The organism is Sphingomonas trueperi, from assembly GCF_040545665.1.
Lineage (GTDB): Bacteria > Pseudomonadota > Alphaproteobacteria > Sphingomonadales > Sphingomonadaceae > Sphingomonas > Sphingomonas trueperi_B.
This window is the reverse complement of sequence record NZ_JBEPMH010000002.1, coordinates 208,667-230,745: the sequence shown is the minus strand read 5'-3', so window position 1 is coordinate 230,745 and position 22,079 is coordinate 208,667. Positions and strand designations below refer to the sequence as shown.

The 22,079-nt window shown below is 67.7% G+C and carries 22 protein-coding genes, 2 tRNA genes and 1 riboswitch; of the genes, 13 read left to right on the top strand and 11 right to left on the bottom strand.

The window, feature by feature from the left end; all coding sequences use genetic code 11:
• The first annotated feature begins 2 nt into the window (after positions 1 to 2).
• The 7 genes from ABIC65_RS08305 to ABIC65_RS08275 all read left to right on the top strand — a co-directional run bounded on the left by ABIC65_RS08305 (position 3) and on the right by ABIC65_RS08275 (position 6,236).
• Complete coding sequence (locus tag ABIC65_RS08305; protein WP_354308039.1) at positions 3 to 869, top strand: MBL fold metallo-hydrolase; 867 nt, start codon at positions 3 to 5, stop codon at positions 867 to 869.
• An 88-nt stretch (positions 870 to 957) separates the two neighbouring features.
• Positions 958 to 1,716: a hypothetical protein gene (locus ABIC65_RS08300; RefSeq protein WP_354308038.1), complete on the top strand. Its 759-nt coding sequence runs from the start codon at positions 958 to 960 to the stop codon at positions 1,714 to 1,716.
• A gap of 51 nt (positions 1,717 to 1,767) precedes the next feature.
• Positions 1,768 to 2,769: a quinolinate synthase NadA gene (gene nadA / locus ABIC65_RS08295; RefSeq protein ID WP_354308037.1), complete on the top strand. Its 1,002-nt coding sequence runs from the start codon at positions 1,768 to 1,770 to the stop codon at positions 2,767 to 2,769.
• 509 nt (positions 2,770 to 3,278) lie between these two features.
• Positions 3,279 to 4,241, top strand: coding sequence for a helix-turn-helix domain-containing protein (locus ABIC65_RS08290; RefSeq protein ID WP_354308036.1), 963 nt, complete (start codon positions 3,279 to 3,281; stop codon positions 4,239 to 4,241).
• Between the two features lie 32 nt (positions 4,242 to 4,273).
• Entirely contained in the window at positions 4,274 to 5,119 is an 846-nt protein-coding gene (nadC, locus tag ABIC65_RS08285) for a carboxylating nicotinate-nucleotide diphosphorylase (RefSeq protein WP_354308034.1), read from the top strand.
• Positions 5,120 to 5,130: 11 nt separating this feature from the next.
• Positions 5,131 to 5,847 (top strand): ribonuclease T2 family protein, encoded by a 717-nt coding sequence (locus ABIC65_RS08280; RefSeq protein ID WP_354308033.1) that lies wholly within the window; start codon positions 5,131 to 5,133, stop codon positions 5,845 to 5,847.
• Positions 5,844 to 6,236, top strand: coding sequence for a putative quinol monooxygenase (locus ABIC65_RS08275; RefSeq protein ID WP_354308032.1), 393 nt, complete (start codon positions 5,844 to 5,846; stop codon positions 6,234 to 6,236). Before ABIC65_RS08280 ends, ABIC65_RS08275 begins: the two co-directional genes overlap by 4 nt.
• Positions 6,237 to 6,612: 376 nt before the next feature.
• On the opposite strand, the gene ABIC65_RS08270 is transcribed toward ABIC65_RS08275, so the two are convergent.
• The 3 genes from ABIC65_RS08270 to ABIC65_RS08260 form a co-directional block, all read right to left on the bottom strand.
• Positions 6,613 to 7,161 (bottom strand): hypothetical protein, encoded by a 549-nt coding sequence (locus ABIC65_RS08270; protein ID WP_354308030.1) that lies wholly within the window; start codon positions 7,159 to 7,161, stop codon positions 6,613 to 6,615.
• Positions 7,162 to 7,440: 279 nt separating this feature from the next.
• Positions 7,441 to 7,860, bottom strand: a complete 420-nt coding sequence (locus ABIC65_RS08265) for a DUF4112 domain-containing protein (RefSeq protein WP_354308029.1) — start codon at positions 7,858 to 7,860, stop codon at positions 7,441 to 7,443.
• Positions 7,861 to 7,869: 9 nt separating this feature from the next.
• A complete protein-coding gene (locus ABIC65_RS08260) occupies positions 7,870 to 9,330 on the bottom strand; it encodes an ABC transporter substrate-binding protein (protein WP_354308028.1) in 1,461 nt (486 codons plus the stop codon).
• Between the two features lie 101 nt (positions 9,331 to 9,431).
• On the opposite strand from ABIC65_RS08260, the gene ABIC65_RS08255 reads away from it, so the two are divergent.
• Both ABIC65_RS08255 and ABIC65_RS08250 read left to right on the top strand, forming a co-directional pair.
• Positions 9,432 to 9,935 carry an NUDIX domain-containing protein gene (locus ABIC65_RS08255; RefSeq protein WP_354308026.1) on the top strand — a complete coding sequence of 168 codons (504 nt, stop codon included), beginning with the start codon at positions 9,432 to 9,434 and terminating at the stop codon, positions 9,933 to 9,935.
• A gap of 74 nt (positions 9,936 to 10,009) precedes the next feature.
• Positions 10,010 to 10,226, top strand: a riboswitch (cobalamin riboswitch).
• Positions 10,227 to 10,421: 195 nt separating this feature from the next.
• Positions 10,422 to 12,398, top strand: a complete 1,977-nt coding sequence (locus tag ABIC65_RS08250; RefSeq protein ID WP_354308598.1) for a TonB-dependent receptor — start codon at positions 10,422 to 10,424, stop codon at positions 12,396 to 12,398.
• Between the two features lie 78 nt (positions 12,399 to 12,476).
• Here the strand turns inward: ABIC65_RS08250 and ABIC65_RS08245 are convergent.
• The 5 genes from ABIC65_RS08245 to aroA all read right to left on the bottom strand — a co-directional run bounded on the left by ABIC65_RS08245 (position 12,477) and on the right by aroA (position 17,184).
• Positions 12,477 to 12,563 (bottom strand) — tRNA-Leu (locus ABIC65_RS08245).
• Positions 12,564 to 12,610: 47 nt separating this feature from the next.
• Entirely contained in the window at positions 12,611 to 12,889 is a 279-nt protein-coding gene (locus ABIC65_RS08240; RefSeq protein WP_141986357.1) for an integration host factor subunit beta, read from the bottom strand.
• A 184-nt stretch (positions 12,890 to 13,073) separates the two neighbouring features.
• The gene (rpsA, locus tag ABIC65_RS08235) at positions 13,074 to 14,786 is read right to left on the bottom strand and encodes a 30S ribosomal protein S1 (protein WP_354308025.1); all 1,713 of its coding nucleotides are present in this window, start codon (positions 14,784 to 14,786) and stop codon (positions 13,074 to 13,076) included.
• A 384-nt stretch (positions 14,787 to 15,170) separates the two neighbouring features.
• Entirely contained in the window at positions 15,171 to 15,797 is a 627-nt protein-coding gene (gene cmk / locus ABIC65_RS08230; RefSeq protein ID WP_354308024.1) for a (d)CMP kinase, read from the bottom strand.
• A gap of 58 nt (positions 15,798 to 15,855) precedes the next feature.
• Positions 15,856 to 17,184: a 3-phosphoshikimate 1-carboxyvinyltransferase gene (gene aroA, locus ABIC65_RS08225; RefSeq protein ID WP_354308023.1), complete on the bottom strand. Its 1,329-nt coding sequence runs from the start codon at positions 17,182 to 17,184 to the stop codon at positions 15,856 to 15,858.
• A gap of 104 nt (positions 17,185 to 17,288) precedes the next feature.
• On the opposite strand from aroA, the gene ABIC65_RS08220 reads away from it, so the two are divergent.
• Positions 17,289 to 17,615 carry a TIGR02300 family protein gene (locus ABIC65_RS08220; protein WP_121074901.1) on the top strand — a complete coding sequence of 109 codons (327 nt, stop codon included), beginning with the start codon at positions 17,289 to 17,291 and terminating at the stop codon, positions 17,613 to 17,615.
• A gap of 82 nt (positions 17,616 to 17,697) precedes the next feature.
• A tRNA-Ala gene (locus ABIC65_RS08215) sits at positions 17,698 to 17,773 on the top strand.
• An 83-nt stretch (positions 17,774 to 17,856) separates the two neighbouring features.
• On the opposite strand, the gene ABIC65_RS08210 is transcribed toward ABIC65_RS08215, so the two are convergent.
• From ABIC65_RS08210 to ABIC65_RS08200, 3 genes are all read right to left on the bottom strand, one after another.
• Entirely contained in the window at positions 17,857 to 18,222 is a 366-nt protein-coding gene (locus ABIC65_RS08210) for a cupin domain-containing protein (protein ID WP_354308022.1), read from the bottom strand.
• A gap of 124 nt (positions 18,223 to 18,346) precedes the next feature.
• Positions 18,347 to 19,417 carry an alkene reductase gene (locus tag ABIC65_RS08205; RefSeq protein WP_354308021.1) on the bottom strand — a complete coding sequence of 357 codons (1,071 nt, stop codon included), beginning with the start codon at positions 19,415 to 19,417 and terminating at the stop codon, positions 18,347 to 18,349.
• A gap of 28 nt (positions 19,418 to 19,445) precedes the next feature.
• A complete protein-coding gene (locus ABIC65_RS08200) occupies positions 19,446 to 19,919 on the bottom strand; it encodes an AtaL-like protein (protein WP_354308020.1) in 474 nt (157 codons plus the stop codon).
• Between the two features lie 106 nt (positions 19,920 to 20,025).
• Between ABIC65_RS08200 and ABIC65_RS08195 the strand changes: the two genes are divergently transcribed.
• Positions 20,026 to 20,919, top strand: coding sequence for a LysR family transcriptional regulator (locus tag ABIC65_RS08195; RefSeq protein WP_354308019.1), 894 nt, complete (start codon positions 20,026 to 20,028; stop codon positions 20,917 to 20,919).
• A gap of 298 nt (positions 20,920 to 21,217) precedes the next feature.
• The gene (locus ABIC65_RS08190) at positions 21,218 to 22,048 is read left to right on the top strand and encodes an alpha/beta fold hydrolase (protein ID WP_354308596.1); all 831 of its coding nucleotides are present in this window, start codon (positions 21,218 to 21,220) and stop codon (positions 22,046 to 22,048) included.
• Positions 22,049 to 22,079 lie beyond the last annotated feature (31 nt).

The window sequence follows — 22,079 nt, the reverse complement described above, 5'->3', positions numbered from 1 at the left end:
GCATGACCGATGACGCGCCCACGGGCCTTGCGATGACGCTCGAACCGCTGGTGACGCGGGTGCTGGCGGACAATCCCTCGCCCTTCACCTTTACGGGTACCCAGACCTATCTGGTGGGCACTGCCGACCTGGCGGTGATCGATCCCGGCCCCGACGATGCCGAGCATCTCGCCGCGCTGCTGGCGGCGATCGGCGGGCGGCCGGTGCGGGCGATTCTGTGCACCCATACCCATCGCGACCACAGCCCCGCGGCGCCTGCGCTGAGGGCGGCGACCGGTGCGCCGATTATCGGCTGCGCGCCGCTGGTGCTCGACGATGCCGGGCCGCGCGCCGACGCGTCGTTCGACACCGGCTATGCCCCGGATCGCGTGCTGGGCGACGGCGAGCAGGTGGCGGGGCAGGGCTGGACGCTCACCGCCGTGGCGACACCCGGCCACACCTCCAACCATCTCTGCTTCGCGCTGGAGGAAAGCGGCGCGCTGTTCACCGGGGACCATGTGATGGGCTGGTCGACCACCGTCGTCGCACCTCCCGACGGCAACATGGCGGCCTATATGGCCAGCCTGGAGACATTGATGTCCCGCGCGCAGGACCGGATCTACTATCCGGCGCATGGCGATCCGATCGAGCGGCCGCAGCGCTTCGTGCGCGGGCTGGCCGGGCATCGCAAGCAGCGCGAGGGGCAGATCCTGCGGCTGCTGGCGGAGGGCGTCGGTGCGGTGCCGGCGATGGTGGCGCGTATGTATGTCGGGCTCGATCCGAGGCTGCACGGTGCTGCGGGGCGATCGGTGCTCGCCCATCTGCTCGACCTGCAGGCGCGCGGCCAGGTTGCGGCGGCAGGCGACGCCTGGCGGGTGCTGTCCGAGTAACGATCCAAAGCGGGTATAGTAGTCGTACTCGCGGTTGTAGAATCTCCATAGTAGAGCTATACCCTGCCCAAATTAGAGGGGCGGGGAAATGGCAACGATTGTGCAGGCGTCGCCGCGTGTGCGCGCCGGGGACACGCGTTTCTTTCTGGTGATGGCGTTCGTGATGGGCGCGATCGACGTCGCCGGCTTCTCGCTCAATCTGGCGGCGGGGCGGTCGAGCTTCGCAGTGCCGCTGATCTTCCACGTTCACGCCTTCGTGTTTTTCGGCTGGATTGCCCTGTACATCGCGCAGAATCTGCTGGTCGACGGCGGATCGGTGGCGCTGCATCGCCGGCTGGGCTGGGTGGCGCTGTTCTGGGTGCCGCTGATGGTGCTGCTGGGCACCGTGATGACGGTGCTGTCGGTGCAGCGCGGCGCACCCTTCTTCTTCGACGTCCGTCAGTTCCTGATCAGCAACCCGTTGCAACTGCTGCTGTTCGGGGGCTTCGTCGGAGCGGCGCTGGTGCTGCGGCGGAAGACCAGCTGGCACCGCCGGCTGATGTTCTGCGGCATGGCCATCCTTTGCGGCCCAGGCCTCGGGCGGCTACTGCCGATGCCGCTGTTCATGCCCTATGCCTGGTGGGTGACGGTCGTCGCGGTGCTGGTGCTGCCGGTGATCGGTGCGATCGCCGACCAGCGCCGCGCGGGCCGTGTCCACCCTGCCTGGCTCTGGGGCATCGGGATGACGCTGGCGGTGCAGCTGACCGCCGACGCGATCGCGTTCAGCCCGGCGGGCACGGCGTTCACGCGCAGCGTCGTGGCCGGCACCGCCGGCAGCCATCGCCCGATAACGCCTGCCTTCCCTTGATCCCGCGGCGCGACCGGGCCATGTGGCGGGCGCACAACGGGAGTTTTGGGAATGGACGCGCGCAACGGCATCGGCGGCAGCCTCAGCGGACTCGATCTCCGCGCCGAGATCGAGCGGCTGCGCAAGGAGCGTAACGCCGTCATCCTGGCACATTATTACCAGAAGCCCGAATTGCAGGATCTCGCCGATTTCGTCGGCGACAGCCTGGACCTCAGCCGCAAGGCGGCGGAGACCGATGCGGACGTGATCGCCTTTTGCGGCGTGCGCTTCATGGCGGAGACTGCCAAGATCCTCTCGCCCGACAAGATCGTCGTGCTGCCGGACATGGACGCAGGCTGCAGCCTGGAAGACAGCTGCCCGCCCGACCAGTTCGCCGCCTTCCGCGCGCAGCACCCCGATCACATCGCGCTGACCTATATCAACTGCTCGACCGAGGTGAAGGCGCTGAGCGACATCATCGTCACCAGCAGCTCGGCGGAGAAGATCCTCGCGCAGATCCCGGCGGACCAGAAGATCATCTTCGGCCCAGATCGCAACCTGGGTGGCTATCTCCAGCGCAAGACCGGCCGCGACATGCTGCTGTGGCCCGGCGTGTGCATCGTCCATGAAGCGTTCAGCGAGACCGAGCTGCTCAAGCTCAAGGCCGAGCATCCCGGCGCGCCGATCGCCGCGCACCCCGAATGCCCGGCCTATATCCTCGATCACGCCGATTATGTCGGCTCGACCAAGGGCATCCTCGATTTCTCCAAGACGATGCCGGGCGACACGCTGATCGTCGCGACCGAGCCGCACATCATCCACCAGATGCAGAAGGCGATGCCCGAGAAGAATTTCATCGGCGCGCCGGGGGCGGACGGCAACTGCAACTGCAACATCTGCCCCTATATGGCGCTCAACACGCTGGAGAAGCTCTACCTCGCGCTGCGCGACCTCAGCCCCCGGATCGAGATCGAGGAGGGGCTGCGGGTGCAGGCGAAGAAGAGCCTCGACCGCATGCTGGAGCTGGCCAGCGGCACGGTGGGGCAGGGCGATCTGGGGCCGGTGCCCGCCTGATCGCCTCGCGGCGCTTCGGAAAACAGCGCGCCGAGTCGCGTGGCGGTGCTCGCAATGCCGAGGTTGGGCGTCCGGTGACGTCGCGCGGTCGCAGCCGGTGCCGGGGCAACCGCGCGTCGCGCCGCATGACCGTGCCGGATCGCGACGAGGATCGGCGTCTCCGCCAGTGCCACCGCCGGCGCCGCGGCACGTGCAGGGCCGATCGCGTATAGCGGCCTCCCGCAGCGATCGAACCGCGCGGAATCGGGCGCAATCAACTGGTTGCGGCCAATGCACGTTCGCTCGGCGAGCTGTTCCAGCAACCAGCCGAGCGGCTGCCAGGCCGGCTTCCAGCCCCATTTTCCGGCAGCGCTACCTGTATCATTTTGATACAGCGGCCTCAGCTACGTCGACCAGCCCATTGATCTGGGCTAGTAACGATTCGCTACTTTCGGGTTACTCATTCTGAGTGGGGTGAATGAGGACTTGTGTTATCTTTCCCGCTGGGGCCGATTTTGCCGATGCAGGATATGATCCGATCCGCGCCTGTCCTCGATCGCAAGCACCCGGTGATGCCGCACGGTCGGCTGATCGTGCGACTGATCGCGGCGCTGGAGACGACGATGGTCGCAGCAGGCGTGCGCGCGCTGGACGGCGACCTGGACCGCGCGATCATCTTCATGGTCGTGGCGCGCGCGAGCGAGATGCTGTCGCCGCACGGCGCCGGCCATGCACGCGGCGACGGGCGCGGGGCCAAGGCGATCAGCATCAACGCGCTTGCCGCCTCGCTCGGCCGCCCGTTCGAGACGATGCGGCGGCATATCCATGCGCTGTGCGCGGCGGGCCTGTGCGAGCGCGGCCCCGCCGGGGTGACGGTACCCGAGGCGGTGCATGCACGCCCCGAGATCGTTGCGCTGTTCCGCGGCAACCACGATGCGTTGGTGGCGATGGTCGAGGATATGCGCAGCTTCGGCGTGCCGCTGCCCGAGACGCGCGCGCATGTTTGCTATGACTGGCATACCGGGCTCGCCGCCGCGCATGACGTGCTGCTGACCGGCATCGAATTCCATGCCCACCGCTTCCAGTCCTGGACCGACCTGGTGCTGGCCAATGCGATCCTGTGCGCCAATGCGCGCCCGCTCACCGAAAACCGGGATTTGGCGCTGGCCTATGCCGAGTTCAGCACGTCCCCGCCCGACGGCCTTTGGCAGCCCGTCTCGACCGGATCGGTGGCGCGGGCGCTGGGCCTGCCGCCCTCGACCGCGCACCGCCGGGTCGCGGCGATGATCGAATCGGGCTGCCTCGCCCGCCGTTCGCGCGGCGTGGTGCTCACCGAAAAGGCGCTGACCGATCCCGAGCGGATCGAAGAACACCGGACAAGCATGCTCCACGTCCGCCAGATCCTGATCCGCCTGGCTGCCGGGGGCTTCCGCTTCGACCAGCCGGCCGCCAATTATCTCGACGGCCGGCCCGCGCCGCTGCAGATCGCGTAGACGCGCGCGACCGGGGATTCTACAGCCCCGCCATGACCTTCGCGCTCCCCGGTTTCGATTGCGACTCGTTCGTCCGCGCCACGCTGGCCGAGGATCTCGGCAGCGGCGGCGACATCACCGCCGCGGCGGTGATCCCCGCAGACGCGCGTTTCGAGGGCGTGATGGACAGCCGCGACGCGATCACCGCCGCCGGGCTTCCCATCGCCGAGGCGTTCTTCCGCGCGCTCGATCCCGAGGTGGCGCTCGAACGGCTGGTCGAGGACGGCGCGCAGGTCGCCCCCGGCACCGCGCTGCTCCGGCTGCGGGGCAAGGCCCGGGCGATGCTCACCGCCGAGCGCTCGGCGCTCAACACCGTCCAGCATCTCAGCGGCATCGCGACGATGACGCGGACCTATGTCGATGCGATCGCCGGCACCGGCGCGACGCTGCTCGATACCCGCAAGACGCTGCCCGGGCTGCGCGTGCTCGAGAAATACGCCACCCGCATGGGCGGGGCGACCAACCATCGCATGGGCCTGTGGGACGCGGCGATGATCAAGGACAACCATGTCGCGGTCGCCGGATCGGTCGAGGCGGCGGTGGCGCGTGCGGTGGCGGCAGGTATCGAACGGATCATCGTCGAGGTCGACCGGATCGACCAGATCGAGCCCGCGCTCGGCGCCGGCGCGACGCATCTGCTGCTCGACAATATGGGCCCGGCGGTGCTGCGCGAGGCGGTGGCGCTGGTCGCCGGGCGAGTGCCGACCGAGGCTTCGGGCGGGGTGCGGCTCGATACGATCCGGGCGATCGCCGAGAGCGGCGTCACCTATGTCAGCGTCGGCCGGCTGACCCAGTCGGCCCCGGCGGCCGATATCGGCCTCGATTTCGCGAGCGTGTGAGGGAGATGGGCATGAAGGCGATTCTGGGAAGCCTGGTGGTCATCGCGGCGCTGTTGCCCGGCGCGGCGATCGCGCAGGCGCAGATGTGCATGGCGCCGAGCAAGGTCGAGCGGCCGCTGCCCGACCTGCCGAGCGCCAAGGAGCCGCAGCGCAACCTGCCGATCGGCAGCTACACGCTGGCGCTCACCTGGGCGCCGGGCTTCTGCCGCGCGCATGGCGACGAGCCCGGCAAGGCCTTCCAGTGCGGCGGGCAGAACCGCTTCGGCTTCACCCTGCACGGGCTGTGGCCCGACGGCCGCGGCAAGCTGTGGCCGCAATATTGCAAGGCGACCCCGATCCTGCCGCCCGCACTGATCCGCAAGACGCTGTGCGCGACGCCTTCCGAACAGCTGATCCAGCACGAATGGGCTAAGCACGGCACCTGCATGCAGACGACGCCCGAGGCCTATTTCCAGCGCTCGACGAGCCTGTACCGCGCGATCCGCTATCCGGACATGGAGGCCTTGTCGCGCGGGCCGCTGACCGTAGGCGACTTCAAGCGGGCCTTTGCCGCGAAGAACCGGTCGATCCCGGCGAGCGCGATCCGGGTGACGACGACGCGCGAGGGCTGGCTCGACGAGCTGTGGCTCTGCCTCGACACGCGCTTCCGCTACCGGCGCTGCGAGGCGGGGACGGGCGGCGCGGCGGACGATGCGGCGCTCAAGATCTGGCGGGGAGACAAGGCATGACGCTGGAACGACGCGGCTTTCTGGCCGGCGCGGCGGCGCTGGGCGTGGCGGGAGCCGCCGCAGCAGCCACACCGGCGCCCGGCGCGATGTACGGCATGATCGGCAAGATGACGGCCAAGCCCGGCCAGCGCGACGCGCTCGCCGCGATCCTGCTCGAAGGCACCGGGGCGATGCCGGGGTGCCTGAGCTATGTCGTCGCGAACGATCCCGGTGACGGCGACGTGCTGTGGATCACCGAGGTGCGGGAATCGAAGGCGGCGCACGGCGCCTCGCTCGCGCTGCCCGCGGTGCGCGCCGCGATCACCGAGGGGCGGCCGATGATCGCGGGGATGCAGACGATCGCCGAGGCGGCGCCGGTGGGTGGTGCCGGGCTGGGCGGGCGACGCTAATTACGCCGTGGAACCATGAAATCTGACCGTCCAGAACCGCCCACTTACGGACATTGCCGTCTATTCGGCTTCCTCGTGTGCATCAGCCTTTGCGCGATCAGCGTTCGCACGCGCCTCTGACGGTCCGGTCTTAATGTCGTTCATATACCGTTTGATTTGAGGAATGCCCCCAAACCAAATGACAAGTAGGAGGGCGGGAATGAGCAACAGTGGAAGGTAGCTATCCATTCAGGTCCTATAGTATGCGAACGACCGCTTCCCACCATTTTCCGCCATGGCGGCTACCGCCCCAGTAGCGGTCGTTTCTAGTGGCGCGGAAGGGCGGCTATCCAGCGCCGACGAAAAAAGTAGAAGTCTAGATACAGCCACGGAGCGATCATGGTTTCAGTCGGTGTTCGCATAATTGAGCTCGACTAAAAAACTGCCGCTCCTTCAATTTATTTCCGGTCCATTCATAGTAAGCTATGCCGTCGCGACCCTGAGCAAGTCCACCCGTCAAGATCAGCAAACGGCTATTCAAGCGAAACTGCGGTTGCTGGCCCTCGGCGCCTGCCGTCACGACGCATCCTCCGTCGCCTATCTTTCCGTTTTTTGCATTAACGATAGCCCAGCACACGCCACCAGCGCCTACCCCCCATTGAGTAAACGTATAATGTCCTGCGAAGTTAGGGCCGGCTGCAGCACCTCTCCGGATGGCAGATCGAAATAGTCGGTATTCGCGTGTGATCTTTGGAGCGGTCGGAGCCAGCTTACCCGGCGCGATATAATAGTCGGCGAAGTCTAGAGCAGTCGGCCCCACGTCACGGAAGGTGTAATCCGTACACATCGAATCAGCGGCGGCCGGCGCTGAAACAGGCGCGCTCATTAGAGCGATCACGAACGTTGAGCGCGCCCACTTGGCAAACGAATAGACGGATGAATACATCGATCGATCGTGATCTGCGCGCGAGGGTTCGTCAACGGCAGCTTCCCACCATGCTCGGACATTCAGGTGCCCTCGCAAGAGCGGACGTTTATGGGTCCACGACCGAAGCCCCTTCTCCCCGGAGGAGGGGTTGGGGTGGAGGGATGCCAGATCAGACGTTGGTCTCGGTGACACGCCGACTCATCCCAACCCCATATCGGGGGAACGCCGCCCCGCGCTATTCAGGCCGGGGCCGCGCCGACCGGATACGCCCGAAGCGGAAGGGCTAGAGACGGCGTTTTACGCGTCGATCACCACGCTCGCCGGGTGATGCTTGTCCAGATAGCGCTTGATCAGCCGCACGTTGCGGGTGTTCGAGCGGAAGAAGAAGTCCGGCACCGCGCCGACGAACGGGATCATCCCCAGCGCCCAGTCGACGCCGATATTGCCCGCCATCCGTGCGATCGTCCGCTTGGGCATGCCCAGGTTGCGCGCTTCCCAGGCGAGATAGGCGCCCATCGCCGCGGCGATGCTGGGGCCGACCGCCGGCACGAAATCAAGCAGCACGTCCAGCCCCACCTTGCGGCGGGTGCCGGGGATGGTCACCATGCCCTCCAGCAGATGCTCCATCGCCTCGATCCGCTGGCGGACCGCCGCGGCATCGGTGCCGATCGGCAGCCGCTGCGCGAATCCCTCATTCAACCTTGTTGCCCGTGCCATTCCCTGACCTCACTGCTTGCGCAGGTGATTCAACGGGTGCCAGGCGCGCGCGTTCCCCTGCCAGTTGGAGAGCCGCAGCGCGACGATCGACCAGCGCAGCGGACGCGCGATCGGCAGGAAGGCAACGTCGCTCGCCAGCATCGCGTCGGCCTCGGCGATGCGGTGGGTGCGATTGTAGAGATCGGGCGCGTCGCGCGCTGCCGCGATCAGCGTCGCGGTATCGTCGGAGCAGGCGCGGCAGGCGTTGGCCAGGTACCAGCGGCCGCTGTCATAGGGCGCCACTTCGTCGACCAGCGCGAGATCGGCGCGCGGATCGCCGAGGCCCACGCGGTGCGGCGTGAGCCCGATCGCGATCATCGAGGCGGCGAGATGTCCCCAGAGCAGCGTCGCGCCTGCGCCCGACGGCAAGGCGAGGGTAATGTCGACGGGGCCGCGATGCACCGCCTGCCATTCGCGCACCCGCTGGCTGGCGAGCGCGCGGCGCTGGTCGGGTGCGACCGTCATCCAGCTGCCGGGGGCAGGGGGTGCTGCCGAATCCATCTGCGCGGGCAGGATCGTCTCGGCGGGCGTCCAGTCGGGGGCGATGGCCGCGGTGAGCGCGTTGCGATCGATCGCCATCGCGATGGCCGCGCGGTTCTGCGGGGTGGAGAGAAAACCGTCGCGGTGGAGCACCGCCAGTCCGAACAGGCCGACCGCGGCATCGACCCGGATATTCTCCGGCGCGATGCCCGCCGCCTCGATGATCGGCCAGTCGACCAGCGATCCGCCGAGGATGAGATCGGAAGCCCCCGCGCGGAACCGGGCGATGGCTGCCGCCGCGCGTTCGCCGCGCAGCCTTACATATTCCTGCGGCGCCGGTGCCGCCTTGGGATCGTCGCCGGGTTCCTCGGCGGGGCGGAGCAGCAGCCCGTCGCGCTTGCCCGCGACGATGCGGAAGGGCCCCGATCCGGCGAAATTGCGTCCGCGGAACACCGCCATCTCGGGTTGCGCGAACAGGTTGAGCAGATCGGGGCGGGGGCTTTTCAACCGCACCTCGATCACCTGGGGCGTCATCTCGACGATTTCGTCGATCACCGCGAGATAGGGCTGCAGGCGGCTCTTGCTGTTCGCCGCCACGGCACGGCGCAGCACGCGGACGATTTCGCCGGCGGTGACCGGCTGGCCTTCGGGCCAGGTCGCCTCGCCCAGCCGGAAGATATAGCTGCGCGCGTCGTCGAACACGGCCCAGCGTTCGGCCAGCGCCGGTTCGATCTGCCCGTTGCGATCGAAACGCACCAGGCCCTGCGCAGTCGCGGCGAGCGCCACCGCCTGGGCCGTGTCGATCGCGGTGGTGCTGGGATCGGCAAGCAGCGCCTCGCCACCGATCGCGCTGACCACCACCGGGCTCGTGTCCTTGCGCTGCCCCGTCGGCCCGCCGCACGCGGTGGCGGTGAGCAGCAGGGCGATCACGGGCAGGCGCAGGCGTTGCATCGGCGGGTCCCTGGCGGCGAAGCCCAAGCTCTATGGGAGCGAGCCCGTGCTGCCAACCCCGGTGGGTTCCGTGGGCACGATCCGGCGCCTATCAGGCGGATATGGCATCGAATCGGCTCCGTTCGCACCCGGCCGTGGCGTCGGCGATCGCGCTGGCGCTGCGCGGCTATCTGGCGGTGCGGACGCTCGGCTGGTTCGTCACGCGGCCGCAGACGCGCGGCGTGCGCGCGATCGCGCTGACGCCCGCAGGCCAGGTGATCCTCGTCCGCCATAGCTATATACAAGGCTGGCATCTGCCGGGCGGGGGCCAGGAGGCAGGCGAGACCGCGGCGGAAGCGGTGCTGCGCGAACTCCGCGAGGAAGCGGGGATGGTGTCGCATGGTGCGGTACGCATCCTCGGCACGCTGCAGCATCGCCCCAATTTCCGTCGCGACACGGTGACGCTAGCGCTCGTCGAGCATGTCGCCTTCGCCTTCCGCCCGTCGCTGGAGATCGTCGAGGCGCGGGCTTTCGATCTCGACGCGCTGCCCGATGGCATTGCCGCCGGCACCGCCCGCCGCCTCGCCGAATGGCGCGCGGGGCAGCCGCTGCCCCAGGACTGGTAGCGCAATCGCCGGCTTGCCAGGCCGATGCTGCCCGGTTACTCCCGGCCGCATTCGGCCAAGGACGTCGTCTGAAGCCGAACCATGATCGCGCTGGTGCCCCGAGAGGGGCTTAAAAGGGAACGCGGTGTGGGCGCATGCGCCCGAAGCCGAGGCTGTCCCTGCAACTGTAAGCGGCGAGCGAGATGCGCGGGCTTCCTCCGACGGAAGCAGCCACTGGGCCCTGGGCCTGGGAAGGTGCGCATCGAGCGACGACCCGTGAGCCAGGAGACCTGCCAGCGAGAGGTCGCTCTTGCCCTGGCCCAGGGGATGGCCGTGGCACGGTTCTCCGTCTGAGCGACGAACGAGCGGTGGAGGCCGCATCGGTTCGTCTCGTGGCGCTCCCGGCGTCCGCGCGCGGGGCGTGCCGGCCGTTCGCGAACGGCAGGACTCCGCCGCGTGTCGCTCGACGCCCGGAGAAGACGATTGAGAAGATTGCTTATTTCCAGCCTGGCCGCGATATCCGTCGGCCTTGCCGCGCCGGCATGCGCACAGGAGGCAGAGGGCGAGGACATCCTCGTCTTCGGCCGCGGCGAGTCCAAGATCGGCGTCGCGCAGGCGGCGAGCGAGGGCACGGTTTCCGGTGCGGATCTGCTGGTGCGGCCGCTGCTGCGCGTCGCCGAACTGCTCGAGGCGGTGCCCGGCATGATCGCCGCCCAGCATTCGGGCAGCGGCAAGGCCAACCAATATTTCCTGCGCGGCTTCAACCTCGATCATGGCACCGATTTTACCACGCTGGTCGACGGGGTTCCGATGAACCTGCGCTCGCACGGGCATGGCCAGGGCTATCTCGACCTCAACGGCCTTATTCCCGAGATCGTCGGCCGCGAGGATTTCCGCAAAGGGCCGTACCGCGCCGATGGCGGCGACTTCGCGCTGGCGGGCGCAGCGGCGATGACGTCCATCACGGGGTTCGATCGGCCCTGGCTGTCGGTGGAGGGCGGTTCCTATGGCTATCGGCGCATCGCTGCCGGTGGTTCGGCGAAGGGCGTGGGCGCCGGTACGCTCACCCTGGTCGGCCAGCTGCGCGCCTATGACGGGCCGTGGCAGGAGCCCGAGCATCTCCGTCATGCCTCGGGCTTCGCCAAATACGCCGCGCCGCTGGGCGCGGGCACGATCGCGGCAACGCTGCACGCCTATCACGCCAGCTGGCGCCCGACCGAGCAGATCCCCGAACGCGCCATCGGCACCGCGGCATGCCCGGACGTGTTCTGCGCACCCGATCCGAGCGCGCGGGGCCGGACGACGCGGCTGATCGGCAATGTCGCGATCCGCCAGCAGGGCTGGGACGGCAATGTCTATGGCCAGTTCTACGACTGGGCGATGACATCGAACCCGACCTACACCGATCCGGACGGCACCAGCGCGCAGATACGCCAGTTCGACAAGCGCTGGATCCTGGGCGGGCGCGGTGAGAAACGCTGGCAGGTCGCGCCTGCGCTCGCGCTGTCGGTCGGGGGCGAGGCGCAGTACGACCATATCGGCGATGTCGGCGTGGCCCGAACCGACCAGGGGAAGCCGCTCTTTTCGCTCGGCCGCTATCATGTCGAGGAAAGCTCGGCCGCGCTTTATGGCGAGGCGCGCTGGACGCCGCTGGCGGGGCTGCGGCTGATCGGCGGGCTGCGCGGCGACGGCTATCGCTACGCCGTCCGGCCACGCGATGCCGAGGCGGCGGCGCTGGGGACGGGCGCGGGGAGCGACGGAATCGTCTCGCCCAAGGCGTCGATCGCCTATGCGCTAACCCCGCATCTGGAGCTGTACGGCAATTGGGGGCGGGGCTTCCACTCGAACGACGTGCGCGGGGCGGTCAATGTCGAGACGCCGGTGCCGGTGCTGGTCCGCGGCACCGGCAAGGAACTCGGCGCGCGCTGGCAGCGCGGCGGCGTCACGCTCACCGGCACCTATTGGTGGCTGGCGGTGGGTAGCGAGCTGCGCTTCGTCGGCGATTCCAATGCGGTGGAGCCCACGGGCGCAAGCCGCCGGCATGGCTATGAGCTGGTCGCTTTCTGGCGGCCAGCGCCCTGGCTCGCGATCGACGGCAACTACACCGCCAGCCATTCGCGCTACGACAGTGGCGACCGCATCCCCAACGCGTTCGAGAACGCAGCCTCGGCCGGCGTGGCGGTGGTGCGCGCCGGCTGGGAGGCGAGCCTCCGTGTCCGCCACCTGGGTCCCTATCCGCTGATCGAGGACAACAGCGTGCGCGACAAGGGCAGCACGGTGGTCAACCTGCGCGCGGCGCGCACGCTGGGGCGGCTGCAGCTCTATGGCGAGCTGCTCAACCTGCTCGACAGCCGCGACAAGGACATCGCCTATTATTACGAGTCCTACCTGCCCGCCGTCGATCGCGACGGCCCGGTGGAGGGGCGGCTGAGCCGGGTCGTCGAACCGCGGACGCTGCGGCTCGGCGCACGCGTGCGCTTCTAGGGCCCGGATGCGACAAGGCCCGGGTGTCGGCGTTGCTGCCGATACCCGGGCCCTTTCAGCGTGGAACCAAGCCCAAGCTGGTGCGGACGGCGGGACTCGAACCCGCACGCCTCGAAAGGCAGAAGATTTTAAGTCTCCGGCGTCTACCGGTTCCGCCACGTCCGCGTGGGCGGCAGGCAAGAGGCTGCCGCACGCCGCGTGTCAAGCGCGCATCACATGTTGAGGCGGATGCGCATCTCCTTGCCGGGCTTGAAATAGGGGACGCGCTTGGCGTCCACTTCCACGGACTCGCCGGTCCGCGGATTGCGACCCGTGCGGGCATCGCGCGCGCGGGTCGAGAATGCACCGAAGCCGCGAAGCTCCACGCGCCCATCTTCACTCAGCCGGCCCACAATCTCGTCGAAGAAGATCGAAACGATCTTTTCGACTTCCCGGACCGAAAGGCCCGGATTTTCCTGCACCAGCAATTGAACCAACTCAGACCGGATCATCCGGGCCCCTCCCTTGGCGAAACGCGCCCCCCAATGGCCGCGCAACGGCTATCCCCAAGGAAACCTTAGCGCTTTTTCCCAATCTGCAGCAACCAGAAGATGTGGTTGATGCTGTCCTAAAATCAAAAAAGAAGGGCCCGGGAACCGCTTGCGCGGTGCCCGAGCCCCTCTTCAGGTCGCAAAATTAGTTGTTCTGGCTGCGCGCCTTGAGGGCCTCACCCAGAATGTCGCCCAGCGACGCGCCCGAGTCGGACGAGCCATACTGCTGCACGGCCTGCTTCTCTTCGGCGATCTGCATCGCCTTGACCGAGAAGGTCGGCTTCTTCGAACGATCGAAGCCGGTGACCATCGCGTCGAACTTCTGGCCGACCTGGAAACGCTCCGGACGCTGCTCGTCGCGGTCGCGGCCGAGATCGGTGCGCTTGATGAAGCCGGTCGCGCCATCGTCGCCAACCTGCACTTCGAGGCCCGCGTCGCGGACTTCGAGGACGGTGACGGTGACGACCGAGTTCTTGCCCAGACGATCGGCACCACCGGTCGAACCGGCAGCGGCGACGCCGCCACGCTCGAGCTGCTTCATGCCGAGCGAGATGCGCTCCTTGTCGGCTTCGACGGCGAGAACGATCGCGGTGACGGTTTCGCCCTTGCGGTGCAGGGCCAGCGCGTCCTCACCCGAGATGCCCCAGGCGATGTCGGACATGTGGACCATGCCGTCGACGTCGTTGTCCAGGCCGATGAACAGGCCGAACTCGGTGGCATTCTTGACTTCGCCCTCGACGGTCGAACCGACCGGGTGCTCTTCGGCGAACTTTTCCCACGGATTCTGCTGGGCCTGCTTGAGGCCGAGCGAGATGCGGCGCTTTTCCTGATCGACCTCGAGGACGACCACATCGACTTCCTGCGAGGTCGACACGATCTTGCCCGGGTGGACGTTCTTCTTGGTCCAGCTCATCTCCGAAACGTGGACCAGGCCTTCGATGCCCGGCTCCAGCTCGACGAACGCGCCGTACTCGGTGATGTTGGTCACGCGGCCCGAGAGCTTCGCGCCGACTGGGTACTTCACGCTCGCGCCATCCCACGGATCGCTCTCGAGCTGCTTCATGCCCAGCGAGATGCGCTGCGTGTCACGGTTGATGCGGATGATCTGAACGCGGACGGTGTCGCCGATGTTCAGGACTTCCGACGGATGGTTGACGCGCTTGTAGCTCAGGTCGGTGACATGCAGCAGGCCGTCGATGCCGCCCAGGTCGACGAACGCACCGTAATCGGTGATGTTCTTGACGACGCCGTCGATCACCTGGCCCTCGGCGAGGCTCTGGATCAGGCCCGAGCGCTGCTCCGCGCGGGTTTCCTCGAGCACCGCACGACGCGACACGACGATGTTGCCGCGCTTGCGGTCCATCTTGAGGATCTGGAAGGGCTGGGCGATGTCCATCAGCGGGGTGACGTCGCGCACCGGACGGATGTCGACCTGGCTGCCCGGCAGGAAGGCCACGGCGCCGTTGAGGTCGACGGTGAAGCCGCCCTTGACGCGGCCGAAGATGACGCCTTCGACGCGGGTGTTCTGGGCGAATTCCGCCTCGAGCTTGTCCCAGGCGGCTTCGCGGCGGGCGCGGTCGCGGCTGAGCATCGCTTCGCCGTTCGCGTTCTCGACGCGGTCGACATAGACTTCGACTTCGTCGCCGACCTTGAGGTCCGCCTTCTGGCCGGGGGCTGCGAATTCGCGCAGCGGCACGCGGCCTTCGGACTTGAGGCCCACGTCGATGACGGCGAGATCATTCTCGATGCCGGTGACGGTGCCGATCACGACGCGGCCTTCAAAGCCGTCCGCCTGACCGAAAGTTTCGTCGAGCAGTGCCGCGAAATCGTCGCGGGATGGGGTTGCCGAAGTGGCCATAAAAAAGAGGTTCCTAACGTTCGTTTTTCCGGCCAGCCGGTTGGATCCGGCGGTCTTGAGGGCCAGAATCGCCGCGGCGGCCGAATGCCGGTCGCGACATCCCTTGCGCGGGTTCCAGTGGAGGACGGGCAAGTCGCGCCAAAACGCGAAAAGGGCGCATGGAAGCAAGGCTCCCAGCGCCATCCCCCACGAGCACCCGCCCGCAGGATGCGCGCGCCTTACTGCGGATGGGGTCGAAACGCAAGGTTTTCGGGGGTGGGGGCCTTCTTAGCCCTTCCTCCTTGGAGGAGGGGGTGGGGTGGAGGGATTCCAGAACCAACGTTGGTCTCTGCGAGGCGCAGCCCCACCCCAACCCCTCCCCTCAAGGGGAGGGGCTTAGAAGGCTCAGCCCCCTATTTTCCGCTTCTCGACGATCTCGATCGCGCGCTGCACCGCGGCGTCGATCGACAGGAAGCTGGTATCCAGCGTTACCGCATCGGGGGCCTGCACCAGCGGCGCCTCGCTGCGCTGCGAGTCGCGCTCGTCGCGGGCGCGGATGTCGGCGAGCACCTTGTCGAGGCTGACGTTGATGCCGTTCTTGCGCAACTCCAGATGCCGGCGTTGGGCGCGGATCATCGGGGTCGCCTTGACGAACAGCTTCACGTCCGCATCGGGTGCGATCACCGTGCCGATGTCACGGCCGTCGAGCAGCGCGCCGCCGGGCTGCTGGGCGAAGCGCTTCTGGCGCGCAAGCAGCGCCGCGCGCACCAAAGGATGCGCCGAGACGATCGAGGCGGTCTGGCCCACCTCGTCGGTACGCAGAAAGGAGTCGGCGAGCAGCGAATCGTCGAAGCTGCAGGCGGCGACCGCATCGGCTTCCTTGCTCGGGTCCAGGCCTTCGCGCAGTACCGTTGCGGCAACGGCACGATAGAGCAGGCCGGTATCAAGATGCGGCAAGTTGTACTGGCGGGCGAGGGCGCGCGCGATGGTGCCCTTGCCCGAAGCTGCCGGGCCGTCGACTGCGATAATCATGTGGTTCCCTTGCGAGACCGGCGGTGTGCGTCAAGGGACTTGCCGTGAACTTGTCGCATTAGCTGTGAGTCAGCGCGTCCAGCGTGGCGAAGAAGTTCGGATAGCTGGTCGCCACCGGCGATACGTCGTCGATCGCGATCGGCTGTTCGGCGGCGAGCGCGGCGACGGTCATGCTCATCGCGATGCGGTGGTCGAGCAACGTCGCGACCGTGCCGCTGCCGGCGAGCGGTGCCCCGCCCGAGCCCTGGATGGCGAGGCCGTCCTCGAACTCCTCGGTGACCACGCCGCAGGCTTCGAGTGCGGTGCGCATCGCGGCGATACGGTCCGATTCCTTGACCCGCAGCTCATGCGCGCCGCGGGCAACGGTGCGGCCCTCGGCCAGCGCGGCGGCCACGAACAGCACCGGATATTCGTCGATCATGCTCGGGGCGAGATCGGCAGGCACCTCGATCGCCTTCAAGGGCGCGTGGCGGACGACGAGGTCGGCGACCGGCTCGCCGCCGACGGTGCGGGCGTTGGTCTCGGCGATGTCCGCGCCCATCAGGCGCAGCGCGGTGATCAGACCGGTGCGCGTCGGGTTCATGCAGACATTGGCGATGGTGATTTCCGATCCCGGCACGATCGATGCCGCGACCATCCAGAAGCCGGCGGAGGAGGGGTCGCCCGGCACGACGATGTGCTGGGGCTTCAACTCCGCCTCGCCGGTGATCGAGATGATCTTGCCGTTGGGGCCGTCCTCGACGGTCAGCTCGGCGCCGAAGCCGCGCAGCATCCGCTCGCTATGGTCGCGGGTGGGGACGGGCTCGATCACGCGGGTGATGCCGGGGGTGTTGAGGCCAGCGAGCAGGACCGCCGACTTCACCTGCGCCGAGGCGACGGGCAGGGTGTATTCGATCGGCACCGCCGGGCACATGCCGCGGAGCATCAGCGGCAGGCGACCGCCGGGGCTGGCGGTGATCTCGGCGCCCATCTGGCTCAGCGGCTCGATCACGCGGCCCATCGGGCGGCCCGAGAGCGAGGCGTCGCCGGTGAAGGTGGCGGTGATGCCGTGACTGGCGACCAGGCCCATCAGCAGCCGGGTGGAGGTGCCGCTATTGCCCATGTCGAGCGCCTGGGCCGGCTGTTGCAGCCCGCCGACGCCCACGCCGTGTACCCGCCAAACGCCGTCTTCGCCGCGCTTCACCTGCGCACCCATCGCGCGCATCGCCGCGGCGGTGGCGAGCACGTCCTCGCCTTCCAGCAGGCCTTCGATGCGGCTCTCGCCGACCGCGAGCGCGGAAAACATGATCGCGCGGTGGCTGATCGACTTGTCGCCGGGAACGGTAACGGTGCCGCGCAACGGACCGCGGGCGGCGAGGGTGAGAGGGCGGGGATCGGTGTTCGACATGGGCGCGGCTTTGACAGGCGGCTTGCAGCATGGCAAGGCGCGCCCCACTTTCCGGGATCACATCCCGAAATCTCCGAACACAGCGAAAGGCGAAGAGGCAACACATGGTGAAGCCGGAATGGGGCACCAAGCGCAGCTGCCCGAAGTGCGGTACGCGCTTCTATGATCTGACCAAGGACGAGCCGGTCACCTGCATCAACTGCGGTTTCGCCTGGGAGCCCGAGCCCATCCTGAAGTCGAAGCAGCCGCTGCCGTTCGAGGCAGTGAAGGCCAATACCGACAAGCCGGAAGCGGAAGATTCCGATCTGGTGGGCGATGACGATCTGGACATCGGTGCGGACGACGAGGAGCCCTCGCCGGACGACGACGTCGATCTGGGCGGCGACGACGACCTGGGCGTCGAGACCGTCAGCGACGACGACGAGCAGTAAGTCCGAAAAAATTTGGCAAGCGCGAAAAAGGCGCTTGCCAACCCCGCAAGGCCCTTATAGAGGGGCCGCCTTCCCGGGGAATGGGGCCGTAGCTCAGCTGGGAGAGCGTCGCAATGGCATTGCGAAGGTCAGGGGTTCGATCCCCCTCGGCTCCACCATTTCCCCCCGGAATCCCGGCATTGCCGGGCGCCTGATCGGCGAGATCGATCGCTTCCCCAGAGATGAAGAAACGGCGCTCCGCCTAGCGGAGCTGCTCTTCCAGGCTGCGGGTGCGATCGGTCATTTCCGCGCCCGTATGCAAGGTCGAGGCAGGCTCGATCAGCAGGATCCAGCATTCCTCGTCCGCAACCGGATTGTGCCGCACCCCCTTGGGGACAGTCAGGAACTCCCCCTGGCGCAGCGTGGTCGCGCCGTCATCGAACTCGATGCGGAGCGAGCCCTTCACGACATAGAATAGTTCGTCCTCCGAATCATGCGCGTGCCAGACGAGTTCCCCCTTCAGCTTGGCGGCCTTGAGCAGCTGGTCGTTCACGCGGCCGATCACCTTGGGGGACCAATAATCGGTCACGCGCTCGAATGCGTCGACGAGATTTGCTGCAGGCAACATGGGTGGTTCTTTCTGTCGAACGGGCGGCTTTGAATGCGACGGCCTAGTCGATCGTCGTGCCAGCGCCAATGCCGCTGGCGCCGGCGGGGAGCGGCGGATGGCAGGCGCGCCACCCGCCGCACGGTCAGGCCGCGTCAAGCGTCGGATAGTCGGTATAGCCCTCCGCCCCGCCGCCTGCGTAGAACAGTGCCGGGCGAACCTCGTTGAGCGGGGCATCGGTCTTCAACCGTTGGATCAGGTCGGGGTTGGCGAGCGCCAGTACGCCCAATGCTTCCATATCGGCGAGGCCAGCCGCAACATCCGCGCCGATCCGGTTACGCTGCCGTCCGGGGCGGTTCAGCACCAGCGTGCCATGGAACAGCCCGCGTAGCTCGGCGAGCAGCGGATCCTCGCCGCGCACGAACAGCAGGTGCAGATACGCCAGGCCCATCCCGTCGAACTCGGCCGTTAGATAGCGGTAGAGATCGTCGTTGCCGCTGCCCTCGGCGATGCCGCCGGTCGGCACGCCGGGGGAGAGGCGGATCGCCGTGCGTTCCGGGCCGATTGCTTCCGCCACCGCACGCACCACCTCGATCGCGAAGCGCGCGCGATTCTCCATCGATCCGCCATAGCGGTCGGTGCGCTGGTTGGCGTCGTGGGCGAGGAATTGGTGGACCAGATAGCCATTGGCGCCGTGGATCTCGACGCCGTCCGCGCCTGCCTCGATCGCGCGCCTTGCTGCGTAGGCGAAATCGGCGGCGGTCTGCTGCACCTCGGCGGTCGACAGCGCGCGGGGCGCGGGAACCGGCTGCATGCCCGCCGCGGTGAACATCTCCTCACCCGGCGCGATTGGCGAGGGGGCGACCGGCTGGCGGTGGTGCGGCGTGTTGTCCGGATGCGCGCGGCGGCCGACGTGCATCAGCTGGACGAAGATCCGCGCGCCCGCGGCGTGCACCGCATCGGTCACCATGCGCCAGCCGGCGACATGCGCATCGGTGTAGATGCCCGGCGTGGCGAGATAGCCCTGGCCGTCGTCCGAAGGCTGGGTGCCCTCGGTGATCAGCAGGCCCATGCCGGCGCGCTGGGTGTAGTACAGCGCGGCGAGATCGCCGGGCGTGCCGTCGGGCTTGGCGCGGCTGCGCGTCATCGGTGCCATGGCGAGCCGGTGCGGGAGTTGCAATGTGCCGGCGGTCAACGGAGTCCAGAGGTGGGTCATGATATGTCTCCTGGGAAGATGTGGGGAATCAGAGGCGACCTTCGGCCAGCAGCTCGCGGGTGCGCTTGAGGGTGGAGCGCAGGGCGGCCTTGTAGCCGCGCTCGCTGTCGAAGCTGGCCTGCTCGGCCTGTTCCTCGGGGCCGCCGGGTGCGTGATCGCGCAGCCCGAGATAGCAATAGAAGCGCAGGTGCAGCGCGCCGTCCGCATCCTCGAACAGCTCGTTGACGATGGCGCCTTTGCGCGGGCCGGTCGCCTGGAAGAAGGTGACCTTGCGCCCCGGTTCGAGCGTGATGATCTCGCGCAGATCTGCGCCGGCGATGGTTGCCTCGCGGACGAAATGGGTCGCGCTCTCCCCGGTCACGTCGCAGCGGGTGCACAGGCCTTCGGGGAGGAACAGCCGGGCGTCGCGCGCCTTGGCCTCCAGCCCTTTCCATATTTGTTCGCGGGTGAGCCGGGTTGCGCCGGCGGGGTTCACCGGAACGGTGGCGGTCGAATAGATCATGGCGGGGATCCTTGGCTGGCCGTGATTGGCTAACCCCGAAATTAATGATCCACAGGTGATCCAATAGCCGCTATATCTGGACACACCGTCTCACAGGTGGAACAAGATGGATCTGCTGGCACTTGCCGATTTCAACCTCGTCGCCCGGCATGGCGGCTTCGGCAAGGCGGCGCGGGCGACCGGCCGGCCCAAGGCGACGCTGTCGCGGCGGGTTGCGGAACTGGAGGCGGCGCTGGACCTGCGGCTGTTCGAGCGCGGCGCCCGCGCTCTGCAGCTGACCGAGGAGGGCAGGGCGCTGTTCGTCCGCACCGGCCAGTTGCTCACCGAGTTGGAGGAGACCGCCACCGCGATCGCCGCCGGGGGCGAGCGTCCGCGCGGGCGGTTGCGGATCAGCGCGCCCCTGCTCTTCTCGCAGGCGGCGATGGGCAAGATCGCGGCGGGCTTCGCGCTTGCCTATCCTGAGGTGCGGCCGGAGATCATCGTCGAAGATCGCGCAGTCGACATGATCGAGGAGGCCTATGACCTGGTGATCCGGGTCAATCCGCAGCCGGACGTCGCCTTGGTCGGCCGGGCCTTCCTGCATGACCGGCAGGTGGTGGTCGCGGCACCTGGGCTGACACGACCGGCGCCGGGGGAGACGGTGCCGGCGCTGGTGCGCGGGCCGCTGGGCGGGGCGGACGTCTGGAAGCTCGATACGCCGGATGGGTCGGTCGATGTGCAGGTGACGCCGGTTCTGGCCATGTCATCGAACATCATGCTGCGGGATGCGGTGCGGATGGGCGTGGGCGCGGCGCGGTTGCCGCTCTCGCTGGTGAGCGGTGACATCGCCAGCGGCCGACTGGTCCGTTGGGGCGACCTCGCGGGCGCGGCGGTGGCCTTGTGGGCGCTCTATCCCTCGCGGCGGCTGCTCAGCGCGCGCGTGTCGGCATTCCTCGACTATCTGAAGGAGGCCTTTCCGAACGGCACGCCGGAGGAGCTGGCCGCTTTCCTAGAAGGCTAAACGGTTACGAGCGTACTGCTATCGGTTCCCAACCGCTGGCTAGGTCGCCCTATACCAGCGTTCGATTTCGCCGCCGTACCGATTCTGCCATGACCGGCCGCAGCCGATCGGGCGCACCGCGCGCCATCGTCGAATCGGCATTGGTTCGGAGGAGCGCGCGATGAGCGGAATCGAGAATATGCTGGGCGTCACGCGCCGCGAATTGCTGGAAGGCGCGCTGGCGGTGGGTGCCGTCGCAGCGCTCGCCCCGGCAGCGCAGGCGATGGCCCAGGGCCATTCACATCACGGAGAAGCAAACATGGCGACGATCACGGTCAAGGACGGCACGACGATCTTCTACAAGGACTGGGGCCCCAAGACCGCCCAGCCGATCGTGTTCCACCATGGCTGGCCGCTGAGCGCGGACGACTGGGATGCGCAGATGCTGTACTTCCTCGAGAAGGGCTTCCGCGTGATCGCGCATGATCGCCGCGGCCATGGCCGTTCGACCCAGACCGACACCGGCAACGACATGGCGACCTATGCGTCGGACGTGCTGGAGCTGGCCGAGGCGCTGGACCTGAAGAATGCCGTGCATATCGGCCACTCGACCGGCGGCGGCGAAGTCGCGGCCTATGTCGCGCGGTCCAAGCCGGGCCGCGTCGCCAAGGCGGTACTGGTCGGCGCGATCCCGCCGATCATGCTCAAGACCGCCAGCAACCCGGGCGGCCTGCCGATCGAGGTGTTCGACGGCTTCCGTGCTGCGCTCGCCGCCAACCGCGCGCAATTCTACCTCGATGTGCCGTCGGGCCCGTTCTACGGCTTCAACCGCCCGGGTGCGAAGGTTTCGCAGGGCGTGATCCAGAATTGGTGGCGCCAGGGCATGATCGGCGGCGCCAAGGCGCAGTATGACTGCATCAAGGCCTTCTCGGAGACCGACCAGACCGAGGATCTGAAGAAGATCCAGGTGCCGGTGCTGTTCATGCACGGCGACGACGACCAGATCGTGCCGATCGCGGACTCGGCGATGCTGGGCGTCAAGCTGGTCAAGAATGGCGAGCTGAAGGTCTACAAGGGCTACCCGCACGGCATGCTGACCACGCACGCCGACGTGCTGAACCCGGACCTGCTGGCGTTCATCCGCAAGTGATGCGCTGACAAAAGGGCCGCGCCTGCTCGAT

Excerpts from the sequence above, each read along its gene's own strand:
- ABIC65_RS08305 (WP_354308039.1), top strand. The coding sequence starts at position 3 with ATGACCGATGACGCGCCCACGGGCCTTGCGATGACGCTCGAACCGCTG.
- ABIC65_RS08300 (WP_354308038.1), top strand. The coding sequence starts at position 958 with ATGGCAACGATTGTGCAGGCGTCGCCGCGTGTGCGCGCCGGGGACACG.
- nadA (WP_354308037.1), top strand. The coding sequence starts at position 1,768 with ATGGACGCGCGCAACGGCATCGGCGGCAGCCTCAGCGGACTCGATCTC.
- ABIC65_RS08290 (WP_354308036.1), top strand. The coding sequence starts at position 3,279 with ATGATCCGATCCGCGCCTGTCCTCGATCGCAAGCACCCGGTGATGCCG.
- nadC (WP_354308034.1), top strand. The coding sequence starts at position 4,274 with ATGACCTTCGCGCTCCCCGGTTTCGATTGCGACTCGTTCGTCCGCGCC.
- ABIC65_RS08280 (WP_354308033.1), top strand. The coding sequence starts at position 5,131 with ATGAAGGCGATTCTGGGAAGCCTGGTGGTCATCGCGGCGCTGTTGCCC.
- ABIC65_RS08275 (WP_354308032.1), top strand. The coding sequence starts at position 5,844 with ATGACGCTGGAACGACGCGGCTTTCTGGCCGGCGCGGCGGCGCTGGGC.
- ABIC65_RS08270 (WP_354308030.1), bottom strand. The coding sequence starts at position 7,161 with ATGTATTCATCCGTCTATTCGTTTGCCAAGTGGGCGCGCTCAACGTTC.
- ABIC65_RS08265 (WP_354308029.1), bottom strand. The coding sequence starts at position 7,860 with ATGGCACGGGCAACAAGGTTGAATGAGGGATTCGCGCAGCGGCTGCCG.
- ABIC65_RS08260 (WP_354308028.1), bottom strand. The coding sequence starts at position 9,330 with ATGCAACGCCTGCGCCTGCCCGTGATCGCCCTGCTGCTCACCGCCACC.
- ABIC65_RS08255 (WP_354308026.1), top strand. The coding sequence starts at position 9,432 with ATGGCATCGAATCGGCTCCGTTCGCACCCGGCCGTGGCGTCGGCGATC.
- ABIC65_RS08240 (WP_141986357.1), bottom strand. The coding sequence starts at position 12,889 with ATGATCCGGTCTGAGTTGGTTCAATTGCTGGTGCAGGAAAATCCGGGC.
- rpsA (WP_354308025.1), bottom strand. The coding sequence starts at position 14,786 with ATGGCCACTTCGGCAACCCCATCCCGCGACGATTTCGCGGCACTGCTC.
- cmk (WP_354308024.1), bottom strand. The coding sequence starts at position 15,797 with ATGATTATCGCAGTCGACGGCCCGGCAGCTTCGGGCAAGGGCACCATC.
- aroA (WP_354308023.1), bottom strand. The coding sequence starts at position 17,184 with ATGTCGAACACCGATCCCCGCCCTCTCACCCTCGCCGCCCGCGGTCCG.
- ABIC65_RS08220 (WP_121074901.1), top strand. The coding sequence starts at position 17,289 with ATGGTGAAGCCGGAATGGGGCACCAAGCGCAGCTGCCCGAAGTGCGGT.
- ABIC65_RS08210 (WP_354308022.1), bottom strand. The coding sequence starts at position 18,222 with ATGTTGCCTGCAGCAAATCTCGTCGACGCATTCGAGCGCGTGACCGAT.
- ABIC65_RS08205 (WP_354308021.1), bottom strand. The coding sequence starts at position 19,417 with ATGACCCACCTCTGGACTCCGTTGACCGCCGGCACATTGCAACTCCCG.
- ABIC65_RS08200 (WP_354308020.1), bottom strand. The coding sequence starts at position 19,919 with ATGATCTATTCGACCGCCACCGTTCCGGTGAACCCCGCCGGCGCAACC.
- ABIC65_RS08195 (WP_354308019.1), top strand. The coding sequence starts at position 20,026 with ATGGATCTGCTGGCACTTGCCGATTTCAACCTCGTCGCCCGGCATGGC.
- ABIC65_RS08190 (WP_354308596.1), top strand. The coding sequence starts at position 21,218 with ATGGCGACGATCACGGTCAAGGACGGCACGACGATCTTCTACAAGGAC.